The sequence below is a fragment of the Afipia sp. GW822-FHT04G07 genome (assembly GCF_058800765.1).
Map to the genome: position 1 here is coordinate 2313072 of NZ_JBXAMP010000001.1, position 19129 is coordinate 2332200.

21 protein-coding genes and 1 other RNA gene are annotated in these 19129 nt (G+C 63.1%); 11 read left to right on the plus strand and 11 right to left on the minus strand.

What is annotated here, in order from left to right; genetic code table 11:
• Window positions 1-76: 76 nt before the first annotated feature.
• Genes dapD through AC1RKJ_RS11340 form a run of 3 tightly spaced genes read left to right on the plus strand, consistent with a single transcriptional unit; the run spans window position 77 to window position 2658 of the window.
• The gene (gene dapD / locus AC1RKJ_RS11330; RefSeq protein WP_492791058.1) at window positions 77-922 is read left to right on the plus strand and encodes a 2,3,4,5-tetrahydropyridine-2,6-dicarboxylate N-succinyltransferase; all 846 of its coding nucleotides are present in this window, start codon (window positions 77-79) and stop codon (window positions 920-922) included.
• 9 nt (window positions 923-931) lie between these two features.
• Window positions 932-2089 carry a succinyl-diaminopimelate desuccinylase gene (gene dapE / locus AC1RKJ_RS11335; protein WP_492791059.1) on the plus strand — a complete coding sequence of 386 codons (1158 nt, stop codon included), beginning with the start codon at window positions 932-934 and terminating at the stop codon, window positions 2087-2089.
• A complete protein-coding gene (locus AC1RKJ_RS11340) occupies window positions 2086-2658 on the plus strand; it encodes a phosphorylase family protein (protein ID WP_492791060.1) in 573 nt (190 codons plus the stop codon). Before dapE ends, AC1RKJ_RS11340 begins: the two co-directional genes overlap by 4 nt.
• Window positions 2659-2696: 38 nt before the next feature.
• Here AC1RKJ_RS11340 and AC1RKJ_RS11345 read toward each other — a convergent pair whose 3' ends face one another.
• The 4 genes from AC1RKJ_RS11345 to def all read right to left on the minus strand — a co-directional run bounded on the left by AC1RKJ_RS11345 (window position 2697) and on the right by def (window position 5270).
• Window positions 2697-2984: a GIY-YIG nuclease family protein gene (locus AC1RKJ_RS11345; protein WP_492791061.1), complete on the minus strand. Its 288-nt coding sequence runs from the start codon at window positions 2982-2984 to the stop codon at window positions 2697-2699.
• A 74-nt stretch (window positions 2985-3058) separates the two neighbouring features.
• Window positions 3059-3796 (minus strand): tRNA pseudouridine(38-40) synthase TruA, encoded by a 738-nt coding sequence (gene truA / locus AC1RKJ_RS11350; protein ID WP_492791062.1) that lies wholly within the window; start codon window positions 3794-3796, stop codon window positions 3059-3061.
• On the minus strand, window positions 3796-4728 hold the full coding sequence (gene fmt / locus AC1RKJ_RS11355; RefSeq protein ID WP_492791063.1) for a methionyl-tRNA formyltransferase: 933 nt from the start codon (window positions 4726-4728) through the stop codon (window positions 3796-3798). Before fmt ends, truA begins: the two co-directional genes overlap by 1 nt.
• 26 nt (window positions 4729-4754) lie before the next feature.
• The gene (def, locus tag AC1RKJ_RS11360) at window positions 4755-5270 is read right to left on the minus strand and encodes a peptide deformylase (protein WP_492791064.1); all 516 of its coding nucleotides are present in this window, start codon (window positions 5268-5270) and stop codon (window positions 4755-4757) included.
• 173 nt (window positions 5271-5443) lie between these two features.
• Here def and AC1RKJ_RS11365 point away from each other — a divergent pair, with 173 nt between their 5' ends.
• Together AC1RKJ_RS11365 and AC1RKJ_RS11370 are read left to right on the plus strand one after the other, a co-directional pair.
• Window positions 5444-6658: a DNA recombination protein RmuC gene (locus AC1RKJ_RS11365; protein ID WP_492792712.1), complete on the plus strand. Its 1215-nt coding sequence runs from the start codon at window positions 5444-5446 to the stop codon at window positions 6656-6658.
• Between the two features lie 145 nt (window positions 6659-6803).
• Window positions 6804-8159, plus strand: coding sequence for an AmpG family muropeptide MFS transporter (locus AC1RKJ_RS11370; RefSeq protein WP_492791065.1), 1356 nt, complete (start codon window positions 6804-6806; stop codon window positions 8157-8159).
• Window positions 8160-8181: 22 nt separating this feature from the next.
• Here the strand turns inward: AC1RKJ_RS11370 and AC1RKJ_RS11375 are convergent, their stop codons facing one another.
• From AC1RKJ_RS11375 to ffs, 6 genes are all read right to left on the minus strand, one after another.
• Window positions 8182-8751 (minus strand): GDSL-type esterase/lipase family protein, encoded by a 570-nt coding sequence (locus tag AC1RKJ_RS11375; protein WP_492791066.1) that lies wholly within the window; start codon window positions 8749-8751, stop codon window positions 8182-8184.
• Between the two features lie 66 nt (window positions 8752-8817).
• Window positions 8818-9243 carry a hypothetical protein gene (locus AC1RKJ_RS11380; RefSeq protein WP_492791067.1) on the minus strand — a complete coding sequence of 142 codons (426 nt, stop codon included), beginning with the start codon at window positions 9241-9243 and terminating at the stop codon, window positions 8818-8820.
• Between the two features lie 44 nt (window positions 9244-9287).
• Window positions 9288-9893, minus strand: a complete 606-nt coding sequence (recR, locus tag AC1RKJ_RS11385; RefSeq protein WP_492791068.1) for a recombination mediator RecR — start codon at window positions 9891-9893, stop codon at window positions 9288-9290.
• A gap of 2 nt (window positions 9894-9895) precedes the next feature.
• Window positions 9896-10216, minus strand: coding sequence for a YbaB/EbfC family nucleoid-associated protein (locus AC1RKJ_RS11390; RefSeq protein WP_492791069.1), 321 nt, complete (start codon window positions 10214-10216; stop codon window positions 9896-9898).
• Between the two features lie 77 nt (window positions 10217-10293).
• Entirely contained in the window at window positions 10294-12171 is a 1878-nt protein-coding gene (locus AC1RKJ_RS11395) for a DNA polymerase III subunit gamma/tau (RefSeq protein WP_492791070.1), read from the minus strand.
• Between the two features lie 72 nt (window positions 12172-12243).
• An RNA gene (gene ffs / locus AC1RKJ_RS11400) (signal recognition particle sRNA small type) lies at window positions 12244-12340 on the minus strand.
• 220 nt (window positions 12341-12560) lie between these two features.
• Here ffs and AC1RKJ_RS11405 point away from each other — a divergent pair.
• The 6 genes from AC1RKJ_RS11405 to AC1RKJ_RS11430 all read left to right on the plus strand — a co-directional run bounded on the left by AC1RKJ_RS11405 (window position 12561) and on the right by AC1RKJ_RS11430 (window position 17549).
• Complete coding sequence (locus AC1RKJ_RS11405) at window positions 12561-12983, plus strand: HIT domain-containing protein (RefSeq protein ID WP_492791071.1); 423 nt, start codon at window positions 12561-12563, stop codon at window positions 12981-12983.
• 22 nt (window positions 12984-13005) lie between these two features.
• On the plus strand, window positions 13006-13950 hold the full coding sequence (nudC, locus tag AC1RKJ_RS11410) for an NAD(+) diphosphatase (RefSeq protein WP_492791073.1): 945 nt from the start codon (window positions 13006-13008) through the stop codon (window positions 13948-13950).
• A 79-nt stretch (window positions 13951-14029) separates the two neighbouring features.
• Window positions 14030-14980, plus strand: coding sequence for a sugar kinase (locus tag AC1RKJ_RS11415; protein WP_492792713.1), 951 nt, complete (start codon window positions 14030-14032; stop codon window positions 14978-14980).
• A 92-nt stretch (window positions 14981-15072) separates the two neighbouring features.
• The gene (locus tag AC1RKJ_RS11420; protein ID WP_492791074.1) at window positions 15073-15582 is read left to right on the plus strand and encodes an Lrp/AsnC family transcriptional regulator; all 510 of its coding nucleotides are present in this window, start codon (window positions 15073-15075) and stop codon (window positions 15580-15582) included.
• A gap of 147 nt (window positions 15583-15729) precedes the next feature.
• Window positions 15730-16041, plus strand: coding sequence for a hypothetical protein (locus AC1RKJ_RS11425; RefSeq protein ID WP_492791075.1), 312 nt, complete (start codon window positions 15730-15732; stop codon window positions 16039-16041).
• Between the two features lie 17 nt (window positions 16042-16058).
• Window positions 16059-17549: a methyl-accepting chemotaxis protein gene (locus tag AC1RKJ_RS11430; protein ID WP_492791076.1), complete on the plus strand. Its 1491-nt coding sequence runs from the start codon at window positions 16059-16061 to the stop codon at window positions 17547-17549.
• An 8-nt stretch (window positions 17550-17557) separates the two neighbouring features.
• Here AC1RKJ_RS11430 and AC1RKJ_RS11435 read toward each other — a convergent pair whose 3' ends face one another.
• Window positions 17558-19057, minus strand: a complete 1500-nt coding sequence (locus tag AC1RKJ_RS11435; protein ID WP_492791077.1) for a phosphomannomutase/phosphoglucomutase — start codon at window positions 19055-19057, stop codon at window positions 17558-17560.
• Window positions 19058-19129 lie beyond the last annotated feature (72 nt).

The following is a 19129-nucleotide window of genomic DNA, read 5'->3' on the forward strand; positions in this document are numbered from 1 at the left end:
CCACGTCAGCTTGACTCGCAGCCGCCAAATCCCGACAAAAGCGCATCCCGCGACTGCTTTTTCCCAAGGAATCCCGATGTCACTGACCGCTCTCGAAACCACGCTGAATGCCGCCTTCGACGCCCGCGACACCATCAACGCCAATACCAAAGGCGAAGTGCGCGACGCCGTGGAGCTGGCGCTCAACCTGCTCGACAAGGGCGAGGCGCGCGTGGCCGAACGGCAGGCGGACGGAGTGTGGAAAGTGCATCAGTGGCTGAAGAAGGCCGTGCTGCTGTCGTTCCGCCTCAACGACATGTCGCCGATCACCGGCGGCCCCGGTGGTGCTGCATGGTGGGACAAGGTGCCGTCGAAATTCGAAGACTGGGGCGAGAACCGTTTCCGCGAAGCCGGCTTCCGCGCGGTGCCCGGCGCGATCGTGCGCCGCTCGGCCTTCATCGCAAAAAACGTCGTGCTGATGCCGTCCTTCGTCAATCTCGGTGCCTATGTCGATGAATCGACCATGATCGACACATGGTCCACCGTCGGCTCCTGCGCCCAGATCGGCAAGAACGTGCACATCTCCGGCGGCGTCGGCATCGGCGGCGTGCTGGAGCCGTTGCAGGCCGGCCCCGTGATCATCGAGGACGACTGCTTTGTCGGCGCGCGCTCGGAAGTCGCCGAAGGCGTCATCGTGCGCAAGGGCGCGGTGCTGTCGATGGGCGTGTTTCTCGGCGCATCGACCAAGATCGTCGACCGCGAAACCGGCGAGACGTTCATCGGCGAAGTTCCGGAATATGCGGTGGTGGTGCCGGGATCGCTGCCCGGCAAGCCGCTCAAGAACGGCCAGCCCGGTCCGTCGCTGTCCTGCGCCGTCATCGTCAAGCGCGTCGACGAGCGCACCCGCGCCAAGACCAGCATCAACGAACTGCTGCGGGACTGATACACACCGATGACCGATGCGCTGACCATCGCCCGTGATCTGCTGCGTTGCCCGTCGGTGACGCCAGCAGATGCCGGCGCGCTCGGCGTGCTGGAGAAGCTGCTGGGCGATGCCGGCTTCGACGTGCATCGCGTCACCTTCTCCGAGCCGGGCGCAGCCGACATCGACAATCTCTATGCCCGCATCGGCACCGGCGCGCCCCACATCACCTTTGCGGGACACACCGATGTTGTGCCGCCGGGCGATGAGACCGCGTGGACCCATGGCGCATTCGCTGGCGACGTCAAGGACGGCATGCTTTACGGACGCGGCGCGGTCGACATGAAGGGCGGCATCGCCTGCTCCGTCGCGGCCACGCTGGAATATCTCGCGGTGAATGGCGGCAAGCCCCCCAAGGGCTCCATTTCATTTCTGATCACCGGCGATGAGGAAGACGTCGCGGTCAACGGCACCGTCAAACTCCTGAAGTGGGCGGCGGAGCGCGGCGAAAAATTCGATCACTGCGTGCTGGGCGAACCGAGCAACGTCAACGAGATCGGCGACACCATCAAAACGGGGCGGCGCGGCTCGCAATCAGGAACGATCATTGTGGATGGCGTGCAGGGCCATGTTGCTTATCCGCACCGCGCATCCAATCCGGTGCCGGACATTGCCGCGCTGATCGCGGCGTTGAGCGGCGATCCGCTGGACAAGGGCACCGAGCACTTCCAGCCCTCGAATCTAGAATTCACGTCGGTGGATGTCGGAAATCCGGCGTGGAACGTGATCCCCGCGCAGGCGCGCGCGCGTTTCAACATCCGCTACAACGACTGCCACACCCGCGAATCCCTGCGCGCGCTGATCGAGGACCGCGTGACCAAGGCGAGCGGCAACCGCATCAAGGCGCATATCGCGTGGGAGCCATCGAACGCCGACGTGTTCCGGACCAGGCCGGGGCCATTCACCGATCTCGTTGTCGCCGCCATCGAAGACGTGACGGGCCGCAGGCCTGAATTGAATACCGGCGGCGGCACGTCGGACGCGCGCTTCATCGCCAATTATTGCCCGGTGCTGGAATTCGGCCTTGTCGGCCAGACCATGCACCAGATCGACGAACGCACGCCGGTCACCGACATAGAGAAGCTCACAAAAATCTATCGCGGCGTGCTGGAGCGTTACTTCGCATGAGCAGCCCGAACATGAGCGGCCACGTCGTTATTCTCACGGCGATCGACACCGAACTCAACAAGGCGCGTGCGCCTGAAGGCGTCGAGGTGATCTACACCGGCGTCGGCAAGGTCAACGCGGCAAGCATCGCGACGCTGGCGGTGATGGCGCTGCAGCCGAAGCTCATCGTCAACTACGGCACCGCCGGCAAGATCGCGCATATCCACAACGGCCTCGTGGAGGTCGCGCACACCGTTCAGCGCGACATGGCGGCGATGCCGCTGGCGCCGCGCGGACGAACGCCGTTCTCGCCAGAGATGGACCGGCTGTCATCCGGCTTCGGCAACGTGGTTTGCGGCACCGGCGACAGTTTCGTCACCGCGGTCGATCCCTGGCTGGTGGAAAACAACATCGACATCGTGGACATGGAGCTGTTTGCCATCGCGCATGTCTGCCAGCGTCATGGCGTGCCGTGGCGCGCCTTCAAGTTCATCACCGACGCCGCCGACGACAACGCCGCCGATCACTGGAACGAGAATGTCGCGGGCGGCGAAGAGCTGTTCTGGGACGCGTTGAAGGGGATAGCTTAAGTTCGTCATGGCCGGGCTTGTCCCGGCCATCCACGTTCTCAAGTTATAAAATCATATAGATCATTCCACTCTGGATTTTCAGCGAGAACGAGTCTGACTTTCCATTTTCTCGACCAATGCTTCATGTTGTGCTCGCGCTGAATAGCTGTCTGGATATTTTCATACTGCTCGAAATAAACGAGCCGCTTAATTCCATACTGTTTTGTAAAGCCAGCAACCAATCCGGACCGGTGCTCATAAACACGGCGAACGAGGTCGTTCGTAACGCCGACATACAGTATGCCGTTCGGCGCGCTGGCGAGTATGTAGACGTAACCTTCAGCCATACTTCTAATGATGAAGGACGTGGATAGCCGGGACAAGCCCGGCCATGACACCGAGAGCGCAGCGCGCAGCCGCCCTAATATTCAACCTTTACCAGATAGAGCCCATCCGGCGGCGCGACGGGGCCGCACGCGGCGCGGTCGCGCGCGTCCAGCGCGCTGCGCATATCCTTCGCCGTCCATTTGCCGTGCCCGACCCACACCAGAGAGCCGACCATCGAGCGCACCTGACTGTGCAGAAACGAGCGTGCAGAGGTGGTGATATTCACATTGTCGCCGTCACGTGTCACGTCGAGCGCATCGAGCGTCTTCTCCGGCGACTTCGCTTGACATTCGGTATCGCGGAACGTCGTGAAATCGTGCTTGCCGATCAGCACCTGCGCCGCCTCCTGCATCGCGCTCGCATCGAGCGGCCGCGCCACGCGCCACGCATGACCGGCGTTCAGCGCGAGATTGGCCCGGCGGTTGGCGATCCGGTAGATGTAGTGTCGCTTGGTCGCGGAGAAGCGCGCATCGAATGTCTCCGGCACGATCTCAGCCGACAGCACGCCGATGGGATGCGGCCGCAGATGCGCATTCAGCGCGTCGCGCACGCGGTCGGCTTTGTAGTCCTTCGCAAGATCGATATGTGCGACCTGCCCCAGCGCGTGCACGCCGGCGTCGGTGCGCCCGGCGCCGTTGACGCGCACGTCGCTGCCGGTCATCGCCTTCACGGCGATTTCGAGTGCACCCTGCACCGATGGACCGTTGTCCTGATACTGCCAGCCGCAGAACGGCGATCCGTCATATTCGATGAGGAGTTTGTAGCGGGGCATCAGCTCACACGCAGCGGCGGCTTGAGCGGCGTGCCGTTCAGAAACGCCTCGGCCCTCATCGGCGGCTTGCCGGCGCGCTGCAACTCCAGAATCCGGATCGCCCCGTCGCCGCAGGCAACGGTGAGCTTGTCGTCAAGCAGATCGCCCGGCGCGCCGGAGCCTTTCGCCAGTTCACAGCGCAGAACCTTGATCCGCACGGGCTCGCCCTCGAGCGCAATCTCGAACCACGCGCCGGGGAACGGCGACAGGCCGTGAATATGCCGCAGCACCGCGCGCGCGGGCTTCGTCCAGTCGATCCGCGCCTCGACCTTGTCGATTTTTGCTGCGTAGGTGACGCCCTGCTCGCTTTGCTTGGTCAGTTGCAGCCGCCCGCGCTCCAGCGCGCCGATCGCCCGCACCATCAGGTCCGCACCGAGCGGCGACAGCGCATCGTGCAGATCGCTGGCAGTCATCGCGTCGGTGATCGCAAGGCGCTCGGCCATCGCCACATCCCCGGTGTCGAGGCCGACATCCATCTTCATGACCATGACGCCGGACTCAGCGTCGTCCGCCATAATGGCGCGGTTGATCGGCGCGGCGCCGCGCCAGCGCGGCAGCAAGGATGCATGAAGATTGAAGCAGCCAAGCGGCGCTGCTTCCAGAATGGTTTTCGGCAGGATCATGCCGTAAGCGACGACCACGGCGGCGTCGGCGTTGTGCGAACGAAACTCCGCTTCGGCTTCCGGTGTCTTGAAAGATTTCGGCGTCAGCACCGGAACGCCGAGCTGCCGCGCAGCCTGCTCCACCGGCGTCGGCTGCAACTTCATGCCGCGCCCCGCCGGTTTGGCCTCGCGCGTATACACCGCCGCGATCTCATGGCCATGGGCCGCGAGCGCGAGCAGCGTCGGCACCGCGAAATCCGGCGTGCCCATGAAGATCAAACGAAGCGGCATTTACAAATCGCTTTCGGCGACTGGATTTATTTCGCCGCGAGCTTGGCGGCCTTGGTGAACTTCTTCATCACGCGGTCGCGCTTGAGCTTCGACAGGTAATCCACGAACAGCACGCCGTTGAGATGATCGATCTCATGCTGGATGCAGGTGGCATAAAGCCCGTCGGCATTTTCCTCGTGAATCTTGCCGTCGAGATCCATGAACCGCACGCGCACTTGCGCGGGCCGCTCGACCTCCTCGTAATATTCCGGGATCGACAGACAGCCTTCTTCATAGACCGAGAGTTCTTCCGACGCCGACAGAATCTCCGGATTGATGAAGATGCGCGGGTTGGTCTCGCCTTCCTTCTTGGACAGATCCATCGTGATCATCCGCAGCGGCTGCGCGACCTGGATCGCGGCAAGGCCGATGCCCGGCGCCTCGTACATGGTCTCGAACATGTCGTCGGCGAGCGCGCGGATTTGCGGCGTGATTTTCTCAATGGGCTTGGAGACGAGCCGAAGCTGCGTATCCGGCAGGATGATGATGTCGCGAAGTGCCATGCTGCGCGATGTAATGGGAGCGCCCGCCGGGGTCAAACCTCTTGTTGGGCCAAGCGCTTGAGCGGCGGCGATGGGCTGTTAACCGGCGATTAACCATAAAAATCAGGGACTTGTTAACCGAAAATGTTCCCTATTCGTTCGCATTTGCCGCCGAATCGCGCTACAAGGGCGGCATGAACGAGATCCTTTTCAGTGTCGGCGATGTGCCGGTTCGCATGAGCGCCGCCCTCATCGCCTTCGGCGTGCTGGCGCTGCTGCTGCTTTTGACCATCGCCATCGTGATCGCGCGCTCCGGCCGCAAAGGGGCCGAGGCCGCCATGGCGCAGGCCGTGCGCGCCGACGAGCTTGAAGAGCGGCTGTCCGAAGTGCTGCGGATGCAGAGCGAATCCACCGGCCGCGTCCATGAGATGGGACAGGCGCTGGTGGGGCGGCAGGCGGAGATGTCGCGCGCCGTCAACGAACGGCTGGATTCGGTGACCCACAAGGTCGGCCAGTCGATGGAGCAGACCACGCGCAATACGATGGATTCGCTCCGCGTGCTGCACGAGCGCCTCGGCATCATCGACAACGCGCACAAAAACCTCACCGATCTCACCTCGCAGGTGACGACGCTGCGCGACGTGCTCGCCAACAAGCAGTCGCGCGGCGCATTCGGCCAGGCTCGGATGGAAGCCATCGTGCAGGACGGGATGCCGAAGGGCTCCTACGCATTCCAGCACACGCTCTCCAACAACAAGCGGCCGGACTGCGTGATATTCCTCCCGGACCAGCGGCCGCTGTGCGTCGACGCGAAGTTTCCGCTTGAGGCCGTGACCGCGCTGCGCGACGCGCGCAGCGACGAGGAGAAAAAAGTCGCCACGCAGCGGCTGCGGCAGGACGTGATGAAGCACGTCACCGACATCGCGGACAAATATCTGATCCCCGGCGAGACGCAGGACACCGCGCTGATGTTCGTCCCGTCGGAATCGGTCTACGCGGAAATCCACGACGGCTTCGACGACGTGATCCAGAAGGCCTATCGCGCACGGATCGTGCTGGTGTCGCCGTCACTGCTGATGCTGGCGATCCAGGTGATGCAGCAGATCCTGAAGGACGCGCGGATGCGCGACGCCGCCGATCTGATCCGCACTGAAGTGATGCACATGTCGGACGATCTCGCGCGCCTGCGCGAGCGCGTCGTCAAGCTGCAGAAGGATTTCGGCAACGTGAATGAGGACGTTCGCCAGATCCTGATTTCCGCCGACAAGATTGAAAAACGCGCCGGGCGCATCGAGGAACTGGATTTCAGCAAATCCAGCGACCCGGCCGAAACGCCGCGTCTCGTCGCGCCCACCGGCAGCGATCTGTTTCCGCCCCACCCGCTGCGCAAATTGCAGGCGGGGGAATAAGGCTTGTCATTGCCGGGCTTGACCCGGCAATCCATCTTTTCATCGGTCTTGAAGATAGACCCCCGGATCAAGTCCAGGGGGTGACGCTCCGTGAATGTCGCAGGCACGGCGGCCCATAGTCATCCGAATCTGCTAACACCCCCTCATGACAACGCCTGACACAGCCCGCACGACCCCGCCTCCCCGCGCCGCGTGGCGCGAGGCGATGGCGGTCTATCTGCAACCGCGCGTGCTGATCGTGCTGTTTCTCGGGTTCTCGTCGGGGCTGCCGCTCGCGCTCTCCGGCTCGACACTGCTGGTCTGGATGCGCGAGTCCGGCGTCGATCTCGGCACCATCGGCCTGTTCGCCCTTGTCGGCACGCCTTACACGCTGAAATTCCTCTGGGCGCCGCTGGTGGACGCGCTGCATGTGCCGGTCCTGACACGGCTTCTCGGCCGGCGGCGCGGCTGGCTGGTGTTCGCGCAACTGCTGCTGATCGCGGCGATCCTGCTGCTGGCGCTGACCGATCCCGCGCGGTCGCCGTTCTATGTGGCGCTCGGCGCGCTGCTGGTGGCGGCGGCCTCCGCGACGCAGGACATCGTGGTCGATGCCTTCCGCGTCGAAAGCCTGCCTGAAAGCGAGCAGGCCGCCGGCATGGCGTCGTATGTCGCGGCCTATCGCGTCGGCATGCTGATCTCGACCGCGGGCGCGCTGTTTCTGGTCAGCGGGTTCGAGGCAACCGGGCAAACCAAATCCCACGCATGGATGTGGGGCTATATCGCAATGGCCGGCATGGTCGTAATCGGCATGATCGCGGCGCTCATTGCCACCGAACCAGAGCAATCCCGCAAGGCCGAGCAGGCCACCAGCGGCGACAGCGCCATCACGCGCGTCATGACCGCCGCCGTCGGTGCGTTCACCGAGTTCCTGACCCGCAAGGATGTCTGGGCGGTGCTGGCTTTCGTCATTCTCTACAAGTTCACCGATTCGTTTTCCGGCACCATGACCGCGCCGTTCGTGATCGATCTCGGCTTCACCCGCAACGACTACGCCGCCATCGTCAAGGGCGTAGGCCTCGCCGCAACATTGATCGGCGGTTTCGCCGGCGGCTTTCTCGCGCGCGTATGGTCGCTCGAAGCCTGCCTGTGGACCGGCGGCGTTCTTCAGGCCGTGTCGAATCTGGCGTTCGCCTGGCTCGCGTTCGTCGGGACCAACCAATGGGCGCTGGCGCTGGCGATCACGGTGGAGAATTTCACCGGCGCCATCGGCACGGTGATCTTCGTCGCCTATCTGTCGTCGCTCTGCCGCAGCCCGTTGCACACCGCGACCCAGTATGCGCTGCTTACAGCCTTTGCGGCGATTGGCCGGACTTATCTATCGGCAGGTGCGGGCTACGTCGCACAAGCCACCGGCTGGCCGATGTTCTTCGTGCTGAGCGTGCTGGTCGCGGTGCCAAGCCTGATCCTGCTGGCGTGGCTGCAACGCCGCGGTCATTTCGCGGCGTTGCGAGCCACCGCCTGAGGCGGCCCCATTCTGATGCGGATCAAGCCGCCTTCTTCTTTGCGGCCTTGCTGACCAGCGAACCAATCGGTCCAATCGTCTTGCCGACCATCTTTCTATAGCCCGCCGCGTTGAAATGCTTGTCGCCGCCGCCGACAACGAGTGCGGGATTCTGATGATCCGCGACATTGTAAACCGGCGGCCGGATTACATAGCTCTCAATTCCTCTTGCCCTCAACCGACTTACAATGCCCGCGACATGCGCCTGAACCTCCGCCATGCTTGCGCCGCGGCGGATATCGTTGATGCCAACCCAGATCACCACGACCCGCGTGCCGGAAGGGACAGCCGAGTCCAGGCGCCCCGCCAGCCCGGCGCTGGTGTCGCCGTTGATGCCGCCGTTGCTGACACTCACGTTGAGGCCCCGGGCGTTAAGCGCGACCTGAAGCTGGCTCGGATAATTCTCGGAGGTTGAAACGCCCTTGCCGTAGACATTGCTGTCGCCGATCACCGCGACCTGAACCTGCGCGAGCGCCGAATGAATGGCCGCCGGAGACAAAAAGACAAAGGCGGCAAGAACAAAGGAAACAAACAGATTTCGCTGCAATGACATGACCTGCCCCACAACTGATGCCTAAACCAGCAGACTAGGGCGGGCGCCTGAACACCGTCAAGCGCATCAATGCTTGGTGACAACACTCCACTTGGTGACGATGGCGTCGCTCAACTGACCGGCCGCCTGGGCGCAGGACAATTCATTCGCCTTCAGCGCGATGCTCTTTCCGATGAAGGGCTTGAGCGCCGCCGCTTCCGCGTCGCTGCTGGTCACGATCTGAAACGTTTCCGGGCCGGTTTCGAGATTGCACATGCCGGACGGCGCCGGCAGACGTCGCGGTTCGCTGGTGAGCTGATAGGTGATGACGCGCTTTTTCTTCGGGCCGGATCGCATCGCCGTCAGATTGCCCGACAGCACTTCGCCGGTGTTGATCGGCTTCGCCTTCTGCTGCGCAAGCGCGCCGGACGGCATAACCACGGCAAAACAACATGCAGCGAGGAGACCGGCCGTGCATGTTGCAAACCGGTTTACGAACAGACGTAGAATCATACCGCTTCCAATTCCGTGAATTTCAAATCGAGCCCGGAGTGATTTCAGAACAGCGTTCGCTGTCGCATGGCAGCGGATAGCGTCCCTTCGTCGAGGTAGTCAAGCTCCCCGCCAACAGGCACGCCGTGTGCCAGCCGTGTAACCTTGACGTTGGCGTCCTGTAACAAATCGGTGATGTAGTGCGCGGTGGTTTGGCCATCGACAGTGGCGTTCAAGGCAAGAATGATTTCCGTGACGCGCGGGTCGAGCGCGCGCGCAACCAGCGCGTCGATGGTCAGATCCTGCGGGCCGACGCCGTCGAGCGGCGACAGCGTCGCGCCGAGCACATGATAGAATCCGTTGGTGGCGTGCGCGCGTTCCAGCGCCCAGAGATCGGCAACATCCGCGACCACGACAATGATGGACGGATCGCGCCGCGTGTCGGTGCAGACCGTGCATGGATTTTTCGTGTCGATGTTGCCGCAGGTATTGCAGACCTGAATCGTGTCGATCGCCACCTGCAATGCCGACGCCAGCGGCGTCATCAGCGCTTCGCGCTTCTTGATCAGATGCAGCGCCGCGCGCCGCGCCGAGCGCGGGCCAAGCCCCGGCAACCGCGCCAGCAACTGGATCAGACGTTCGATCTCCGGACCTGCAACGGCAGTGGCCATAACTAACCGAGACCCAGCCCCGGAGGCAGGCCGAGGCCGCCGGTCAGCGCCTGCATCTTCTCCTGCATGGCGGCTTCGGCCTTGCGGCGCGCATCGTTGAGCGCGGTCACCAGCAGGTCTTCGAGTATCTCGCGCTCGTCAGCCTTCACCAGCGACGGATCGATCTTCACGGCCTTCACTTCGCCCTTGGCGGTCATGCGCACATTGACGAGACCGCCGCCGGACAGGCCTTCGACCTCGACGGTATCGAGTTCATCCTGCAACGCCTTCATCTTGGATTGAAGCTGCGCCGCCTGTTTCATCATGCCGAGAAAGTCAGCCATGAACGCGTGTCCTCTTATACTTATGTTCGGGCATGATCTTTTCCGAAAACCGGTTCCCACTTTTCGGGATCATGCCTCTAGAGATCGTCGTCTTCTTCAGCGGCGGCGACTGGACCGGTATCGTCGTCGCCGGACGCATTATCCGGCGCGATGCGCCGCACCTCCACCAGTTGCGTGCCGGGGAAACGTGACATCACGGCCTGCACGCGCGGATCCGCCTGCACGCCGTCGGTGAGCTTGTCTTTCGCCACCTGCGCTTGCGCGCGCAGCGTCGGCTGGCCTGCCTCATTGGAAACGGCGACCGTCCACCGCCGCCCGGTCCATTGTTCAAGCTTGCGCGACAGATCCTGGATCATCGAGCGCGCAGCGCTGCGCTCCAGCGACACTTCGAGCTTGCCGTCTTCCATCCGCACCAGCCGGACGTCGGCTTCCAGCGCGGCCTTGATCTGCAAATCGCGTTTTTCACCGGCCAGCGCCACCAGCTCGGCGAATGTCGTCAAACGCCGCGCGGGTGCTGCTTCAACAGGCGCGGGCGCAGGCACGCTCATTTGCGGGCGCGGCGACGTGTCGAGTGCCGGCCGCGTGCTGGACGCCACCGCGCGCAGCTGCGAGCCCTCATCTCCACTTGAAGACTGCATCCCGGACGAGCCGCGCGGCGAAGCATTGCTTGAGTGACTGACTGCACCGTTGCCGCCCAGCGCCGGCGACGAACCGTCACCCTGATCGATCATCTTGATGGCTTCGTCGGGCGTCGGCAGATCGGCGACATAGGCGATCCGCACCAGCACCATTTCAGCGGCGGCCTGCGGCCGGGTCGCGGCCTGAACTTCGGCGATACCCTTGAGCAGCATCTGCCACATCCGCGACAGCACGCGCATCGACAGCTTGGCGGCGAAATCGCGGCCGCGCGTGCGCTCGGTTTCGCCGAGCGCCAGATTGTCCGCCGTTGCCGGCACGACCTTCACGCGCGTCACAAAGTTCACGAACTCGGCGAGATCGCTCAGCACCACCACCGGATCGGCGCCGGTGTCGTACTGGTCGCGGAATTCCTTGAAGGCCGCCGCAATGTCGCCGCTCGCGAGCGACGCGAACAGATCGATGATCCGTGTGCGATCGGCAAGACCGAGCATCTGCCGCACGTCCTCGGCGCGGACCGTGCCCGCCGCGTGAGCAATCGCCTGATCGAGCAACGACAGCGAATCGCGCACCGAGCCTTCGGCGGCGCGCGCGATCAATCCCAGCGCTTCGGGTTCGGCCTTGACGCCTTCCTTGTCGGAGATGGCGGCCAGATGCGCCATCAGCACATCGGCATCGACGCGCTTGAGATCGAAGCGCTGGCAGCGCGACAGCACCGTGACCGGCACCTTGCGGATTTCAGTGGTGGCGAACACGAACTTGGCGTGCTCGGGCGGTTCTTCCAGCGTCTTCAGGAAGGCGTTGAACGCCTTCTCCGAAAGCATGTGAACCTCGTCGATGATGTAGACTTTATAGCGCGCGCTTGACGGCGCGTAGCGCACGCCGTCGGTGATCTGGCGCACGTCGTCGATGCCGGTGTGGGACGCCGCGTCCATCTCCAGAATATCGATGTGGCGGCTTTCCATGATGGCCTGGCAATGCACGCCCATGGCCGGCATGTGGATGGTCGGACCCTTCACCGAACCGTCCGGCAATTCGTAATTCAGCGCGCGGGCGAGAATGCGCGCGGTGGTGGTCTTGCCGACGCCGCGCACGCCCGTGAGAATCCAGGCCTGCGGAACGCGTCCCGCCTCGAACGAATTCGAGATGGTGCGGACCATCGCTTCCTGGCCAATCAGATCCTCGAACGTGCCGGGACGATATTTGCGCGCCAGCACGCGATAGCCGGGACCGGAACCTGTCGAGGGGGTTGGGCTTCCGCCGAGTTGAAAACCCGGCTGATCGTCCACAGTCGCGCCGGTCATGTCAGCATCGGTCATCAATCGATCCGCGATTGAGCACGCTAGGCACCAGGCGCGCGTTGCGCCGCTGCGGACGCACGAAAAAGAGAGGTAGGAGACTGACGAGCGACCCGATCCGGACCTCGTTAGGGCTGCTTCCTTCCGGACCTGACCCGGTTGGCGAGTGGCTCGTCCACCGCCAATCTCCCGGTCCCTATTTGGGGCCAAAAGCGCCGGAAAGCAAGCGTGCGGCGGACCTTCGCACCACGTTGTTTCAGCTTGCGAAATGGCCTGCATTCCGACCCTCCCGCCACGGGTCCCGCCCCGGCCGAACAAAGGCATGGAAGCCCCGCGCAAAGCCGGGCATGACAGGTGTTGTTCGCAGCACCGCACTCTGCAAAATTGCGGAACCCTTCCGAGAATCGTTCATGTCCGCCTCCCCCGCCTGGTCGCTCAATTCACAACTCGAAAAAGACACGATCAACATCGGCGACCTGCCGCTGTCGCGGGTGCTTGTGATCAAGGACGCGAATTATCCATGGCTGCTGCTGGTGCCGCGCCGCCCCGACGCCACCGAGATCACCGACCTTAGTGAAATCGAGCAGGCGCAGCTCATGACCGAAATCAACCGCGTCGCCCGCGCGCTGAAAGAGATCACGAAGCCCGACAAGCTGAACATCGCGGCGCTGGGCAATGTCGTGCCGCAGCTGCATGTCCATCTCATCGCGCGCCGGACCACTGACGCCGCATGGCCGCGGCCGGTGTGGGGCGTGGTGCCCGCGCTGGCTCACGACCCGCAGGAAGTCGAGACATTCATCGCAGCCCTTCGCCGAAAAATATGGCTAAGCTAATTTCCCACAGAGCTGAAAATCAATGACAACAAAAACAAGCGATCCCTTTCCGCTCGGACAACCGGGCTTCGTGTCCCATCCCATCGACCGTGCGGCGCATGTGCGCACCGACGCCGAGAAACTGTTCGCGCTGGAGGGCGACCGCAAGGCGCGCGCCTATGTGGTGCATCGCGATTCCATCGTGGTGACGCAGGGTGCGGACGGCCCGCGCGCGCTGCTGACGCTGGATGAGGCACGGAAGTTCGGCGCCAATCCCGGCACCATCTTTCTCGGCCTGCTCGAGGGCGCGGCGATTTTCGGCATGGGCATCAGCGCCGCCGCCGCCGAAGACCTGATGGGCCGCCAGGATGTCGGCGTGGAAAACCTGCGCGCCGTCGCCGCGAGCGGAGCTATACCGGCGCGCGAACTGTCCACCATTGCGATGGCGAAGTCGCTGGTGAGCTGGCATCAGCGCCACGGCTACTGCGCCAATTGCGGCACGCGCACCGCGATGACGCAAGGCGGCTGGAAACGCGATTGCCCGAGCTGCAAGGCCGAGCATTTTCCGCGCACCGATCCGGTGGTCATCATGCTGGTGACATCCGGCGACAAATGCCTGATGGGGCGCCAGTCGCAGTTTCCACCGACCATGTGGTCGTGTCTCGCCGGATTCGTTGAAGCCGCCGAGACCATTGAAAACGCCGTTCAGCGCGAAATCCTCGAAGAGGCCGGCATCCACTGCACCGACGTGCGTTACTACATGACGCAGCCGTGGCCCTATCCGTCGTCGCTGATGATCGGATGCACCGCGCGCGCCACCACCACCGACATTGTCGTCGACAGGACCGAACTCGAAGACGCGCGCTGGTTCACGCGCGATGAAGCGGTGGCGATGCTCGCCAGGACTCATCCCGAGGGCCTGACGGGCCCTCATCCGGTCGCAATCGCGCACCACCTTCTGGCGAACTGGCTCGCGGAAACAGCTTGAGGGTTCCCTTGAATGGGAACCGCATCGCGGGTCATTGATTGTCTTGGTCACCGGCCATTTCGGGCGAGGCGCAGTGTCAGTGAATATCCACGATCAAGCACGCAAGACATCACCACGCATTGTCTGCATCGGCATGCCGGTACGCGATCTCATTTTCCGCGTGCCGGAAGTTCCTGCTCGCGGACAAAAAGAATATGCCAGCGAGTTCGTCGAGGTCGCCGGCGGTAATTCGCCCAACGCCGCCATTTCGATTTCACGGCTCGGCGGACGCGTTCTGCTCACAGGCCCGATCGGCGGCGCGCTCGCCGCGAGCAATGTCACCATCAACGACCAGTTCAGGAGCGAAGGCATCGACACCAGCGGTCTTGTTGTCGTCAATGATGTGGTCACGCCGATCTCCAGCGTCCTGATCGATCCGAGCGGTGAGCGCACCATCGCCACTTTTCGCGATCCGAAACTATGGACCGTCGCGCTGCCGTCATCGGACATCCTGCTCGCGGACTGCGACGCCATTCTGATCGAAAGCCGCTGCGCTGAATTCGGCACCGATGTATGCGCAGAGGCGCACCGCCGCGGCATTCCCGTCGTCATCGACGGCGACCGGATGATGTCGATGCGCGAAGGGCTGCTGCAAGTCGCGTCGCATGTCGTCTTTTCCGCGGAGGCGCTGCATGCCACCGCAGGCGAGAACGATGACGTGACCGCGCTGCGCAAGCTCGCACAGGTGACCCACGCATTGCTCGGCGTCACGTCGGGTGCCAAGGGCGTGATCTGGCTCGACCGACAGGGCGAGCCGAAACACATGCCGGCTTTCCCGGTTCATACGGTCGATACGCTGGGCGCGGGCGACGCCTTCCACGGCGCATTCACGCTGGCCGTGGCGGAAGGACAGCCGCTGGAACAGGCGATGCGATTCGCCTCCGCGACGGCCGCGTTGAAATGCACCCGCTTCGGCGGGGCCTTCGGTTCCCCCCAACGTATTGAAGTTGACGCTCTTTTGGCCTCCAGCACGGCCGCCCTTCCCGCATAGAGGCTCTCTAAAGCCGCAAATCCGAGCTTGTCAGAGAATGTTTTTCTATATATGAGGGAAAGAACCCTTTTTTATGGAAGAAAGTTCTTCTCATGTCTGACGCTGCTGTAGCAATTCTTGATGCCCCGCGCCGCCTCGACGCCATCGACCGCAAGATTCTGACCGTTCTGCAGGACGATGCCTCCCTGTCGGTGGCCGAAATCGGCGACCGGGTCGGCCTGTCCTCGACGCCGTGCTGGAAGCGCATCCAGCGCATGGAGGCCGAAGGCATCATCCTGCGCCGCGTTGCGCTGGTGGATCAGAACAAGATCGGCCTCGGAATTTCGGTGTTCGTCTCGGTCGAAAGCGGCGACCACTCGGACGCCTGGCTGAAGAAATTCGCCGACGCCGTCAGCGCCATGCCCGAAGTGATGGAATTCTATCGCATGGCCGGCGACGTCGACTATATGCTGCGCGTGGTCGTGGCCGACATGCAGAGCTACGATATTTTCTACAAGAAGCTCATCAGCGCGGTGGCGCTGAAGAACGTCACGTCCCGCTTCGCGATGGAAAAGATCAAGTCGGTGACGGCGCTGCCGGTGCCGGCGCTCAGCGCGGCGTAAGGCCCGCTCTTCCAAGCCGATATTATCCACCAGGCGCCGGGCCCATCGATGGTCCGGCGTTTCCGCAGCTGCTTACCGAAATCCGAAATTTACCGGAACTTATTGCTTTTGCGCGATCATCCTGTCCGGTTGAACGGGAAAACCATCGTGCAACGTCGTTTGCTGACATGGCTCCTTCCGGCTGGCTTGCTGTTGGCGAGCTGGCTCGCAATCGCCTCGTTGTCGTTGCGGCTTCCCGTCGGTGCCGAAGCCGCGGCGATCATATTCCCGCCGTGGTGGACGACGCAGCAAAGCATGGCCGCGATCGCCTCGACCGACAACGCCATCATCAGAACCACAGCCATTCCGGCAATCATCGTCGTCCAGTTGGCCAGACAGGACGGCCTCGTCCGCTTGCGCAAGGCCGGCGCATGGTTCGCCATTGATCCACAAGCCCTCGCCAGCTGCTTCAAGATATGACGCGGAAAGAGCACGACATGCAGGCCGACAATTCAGATGCCGCCCCCACAGACATGGATGCCTTGCGCGAGACGGCAAGCAAGGCGCTCCTCATCCTGCTCTGGGTGCACGTGCCCCTGTCGGCCGCGATCGGCCTGATGCGGGATACCGACTGGCTGGTACCGGCATTCGTCATGGCGGCCATGGCCATGACGGCGACGCTGTCGTGGCGCGCGTCCGGAAGTTCGCCTGCGACCCGCCTTACCGTAGCGGTTGCGCTGATGGGCGGCGTGTCGCTCTTCGTCTATCAATTGTCAGGGCACCCCTGGCAAACCGACGGCCACATGTACTTCTTCGCGGCGCTCGCCGGCCTCGCCGTCTACTGCGACTATCGCGTGATCATCATCGGCGCCGCCGCGGTGGCGCTGCATCATCTTGCGTTGAATTTTCTTCTTCCGGCGGCCGTCTATCCCGGCGGCTCCGATTTCGGCCGCGTCGTTCTCCATGCCGTTATCCTCATCCTCGAAGCCGGCGCACTGATCTGGCTCGCCGCCAAACTTTCCGAACTGTTCGAAACCACAGCGCAAAAGACCGCCGAGGCAGAAATGGCGCTCGCCGAAGTTCAGTCGGCGCACGCCGGGGAAGACCGCGCCAAGGCACAGCAAAGAGCGAAGGAAGAAAGGGAAGCGGCGATGCATGCACTCGCCGCGAGCTTCGAGCAGAAGATCGGCCATATCGTCGATGCCGTCGCAACGGCGGCGACCGAGTTGCAGGCCATGTCCGAATCGATGAGCGGCACCTCCGAAGAGGCGACACGTCTGGCGACCGCGGTCGCCGCAGCGTCGGCACAGGCAACATCCAATGTGGAAACCGTCGCCGCCGCGGCGGAAGAATTGACCGGCTCAATCGGCGAAATCGGCCAACAGGTCACGCGCTCGACCCAGGTCGCCGGCAAGGCCACCGAAGAGGCCAAACGCACCAACACGATGGTCGAAGGCCTGTCGCTCGGAACGCAGAAGATCGGCGAGGTGGTGACATTCATCCAGGGTATCGCGAACCAGACCAACCTGCTGGCCCTGAATGCGACCATCGAAGCGGCGCGCGCCGGCGAGCATGGCCGCGGCTTCGCCGTGGTCGCCAGCGAGGTCAAAGCCCTCGCCAGCCAGACAGCGAAGGCGACCGAGGAAATATCCGCGCAGATACAAGGCATCCAGGCCACCACGCGCGAGGCTGTGAACGCGATACAGGAGATCGGCGGAACAATCCGCGAGATCAACGAAATATCCGGCGCGATCTCCGCCTCCGTGCAGCAGCAGGACGCAGCGGCGCGCGAGATCGCGGGCAATGTGGATCAGGCGGCGCGCGGCACGCGTGATGTGAATTCAAACATCGCCGGCGTCACCCGGTCTTCGGGCGACGTCGATGCGGCTTCGGCGAAGCTGCTTGAGGCAGCGACCGGACTGTCGGCGCAATCCGGGCGGCTGAAGACCGAAATCAACAACTTCGTCCGGTCGATCCGCGCGGCATAGGACGTCGTTCAGATCTTCTGATTGTACTCGCCGACTTCCGGATGGGTGCGCAGCACCGAATCGATCGCCTCGAACATGTCGCGCATGCGCTGCTCCGACACCGGGCTCTCGACCACCACCACAAGCTCAGGCTTGTTGCTTGAAGCGCGCACCAGACCCCAGCTGCCGTCCTCGCAGGTGACGCGCACGCCGTTGACCGTGACCAGATCGCGGATCGGCTGACCGGCCACCTTCGCGCCTTTCGCCTTCAGATCCTCGAAGTACTTCACGACCTGCGTGACGATTCCATATTTGGTTTCGTCCGAGCAATGCGGCGACATGGTCGGCGACGACCATGTCTTCGGCAGCGCGTCCTTCAGGTCCGCCATCGTCTTGCCGGTTGCGCGATCCAGCATCTCGCAGATCGCGATGGCCGAGACGAGGCCGTCGTCATAGCCGCGTCCGACCGGCGCGTTGAAGAAGAAGTGGCCGGACTTCTCGAAGCCCGCCAGCGCCTTCAATTCATGGGTGCGGCGCTTCATGTAGGAATGGCCGGTCTTCCAGTAGGTGGCCTGCGCGCCCTGCTTTTGCAGCACGGGGTCCGTGACGAACAATCCGGTCGATTTCACGTCGACCACGAACTGCGCGTTCTTGTGGATCGCGGACATGTCGCGCGCCAGCATGACGCCGACCTTGTCGGCAAAAATTTCCTCGCCGGTGTTGTCGACCACGCCGCAGCGGTCGCCGTCACCGTCGAAGCCGAGGCCCACATCGGCCTTGTGTTCAAGCACCGCATCGCGGATCGCGTGCAGCATTTCCATGTCTTCGGGATTCGGATTGTACTTCGGGAAGGTGTGATCCAGTTCGGTATCCAGCCGGATCACCTCGCAGCCGATGGCTTCCATCACCTGCGGCGAGAATGCGCCCGCTGTACCGTTGCCGCACGCGACCACAACCTTCAGCTTGCGCTTCAGCTTCGGGCGCTTGGTGAGATCGGCGATATAGCGCGCCGGGAAATTCTCGTGAAACTGGTAGCCGCCTGCCGGCTTCAGCTTGAACGCGGAATTGAGCACGATCTCCTTCAGCCGCGTCATCTCGTCGGGTCCAAAGGTGAGCGGACGATTCGCGCCCATCTTCACACCGGTCCAGCCGTTGTCGTTATGCGAGGCCGTCACCATGGCGACGCACGGCACGTCGAGCTCGAACTGCGCGAAATACGCCATCGGCGTCACCGCAAGCCCGATGTCATGCACCTTGCAGCCCGAGGCCAAAAGGCCCGAGATCAGCGCATACTTGATAGAGGCCGAATAGCTGCGGAAATCGTGCGCGGTGACGATCTCCTGCTTCTGTCCCATCTCGCCGATCAAGGTGCCGAGGCCCATGCCCAGCGCCTGAATACCCATCAGGTTGATTTCCTTGCCGAACAGCCACCGCGCGTCGTATTCGCGGAAACCGGTCGCCTTCACCATCGGCTCGGATTCATAGGCATAGGTATTGGGGACGAGTTCGGGCTTCGGCTTCGGAAACATCAATGGCCTCGCGGGAAAAAACGAAAGATATCCTGCAGCCTTAGCGAATGCCGCGACTGGAGGAAAGGCGGG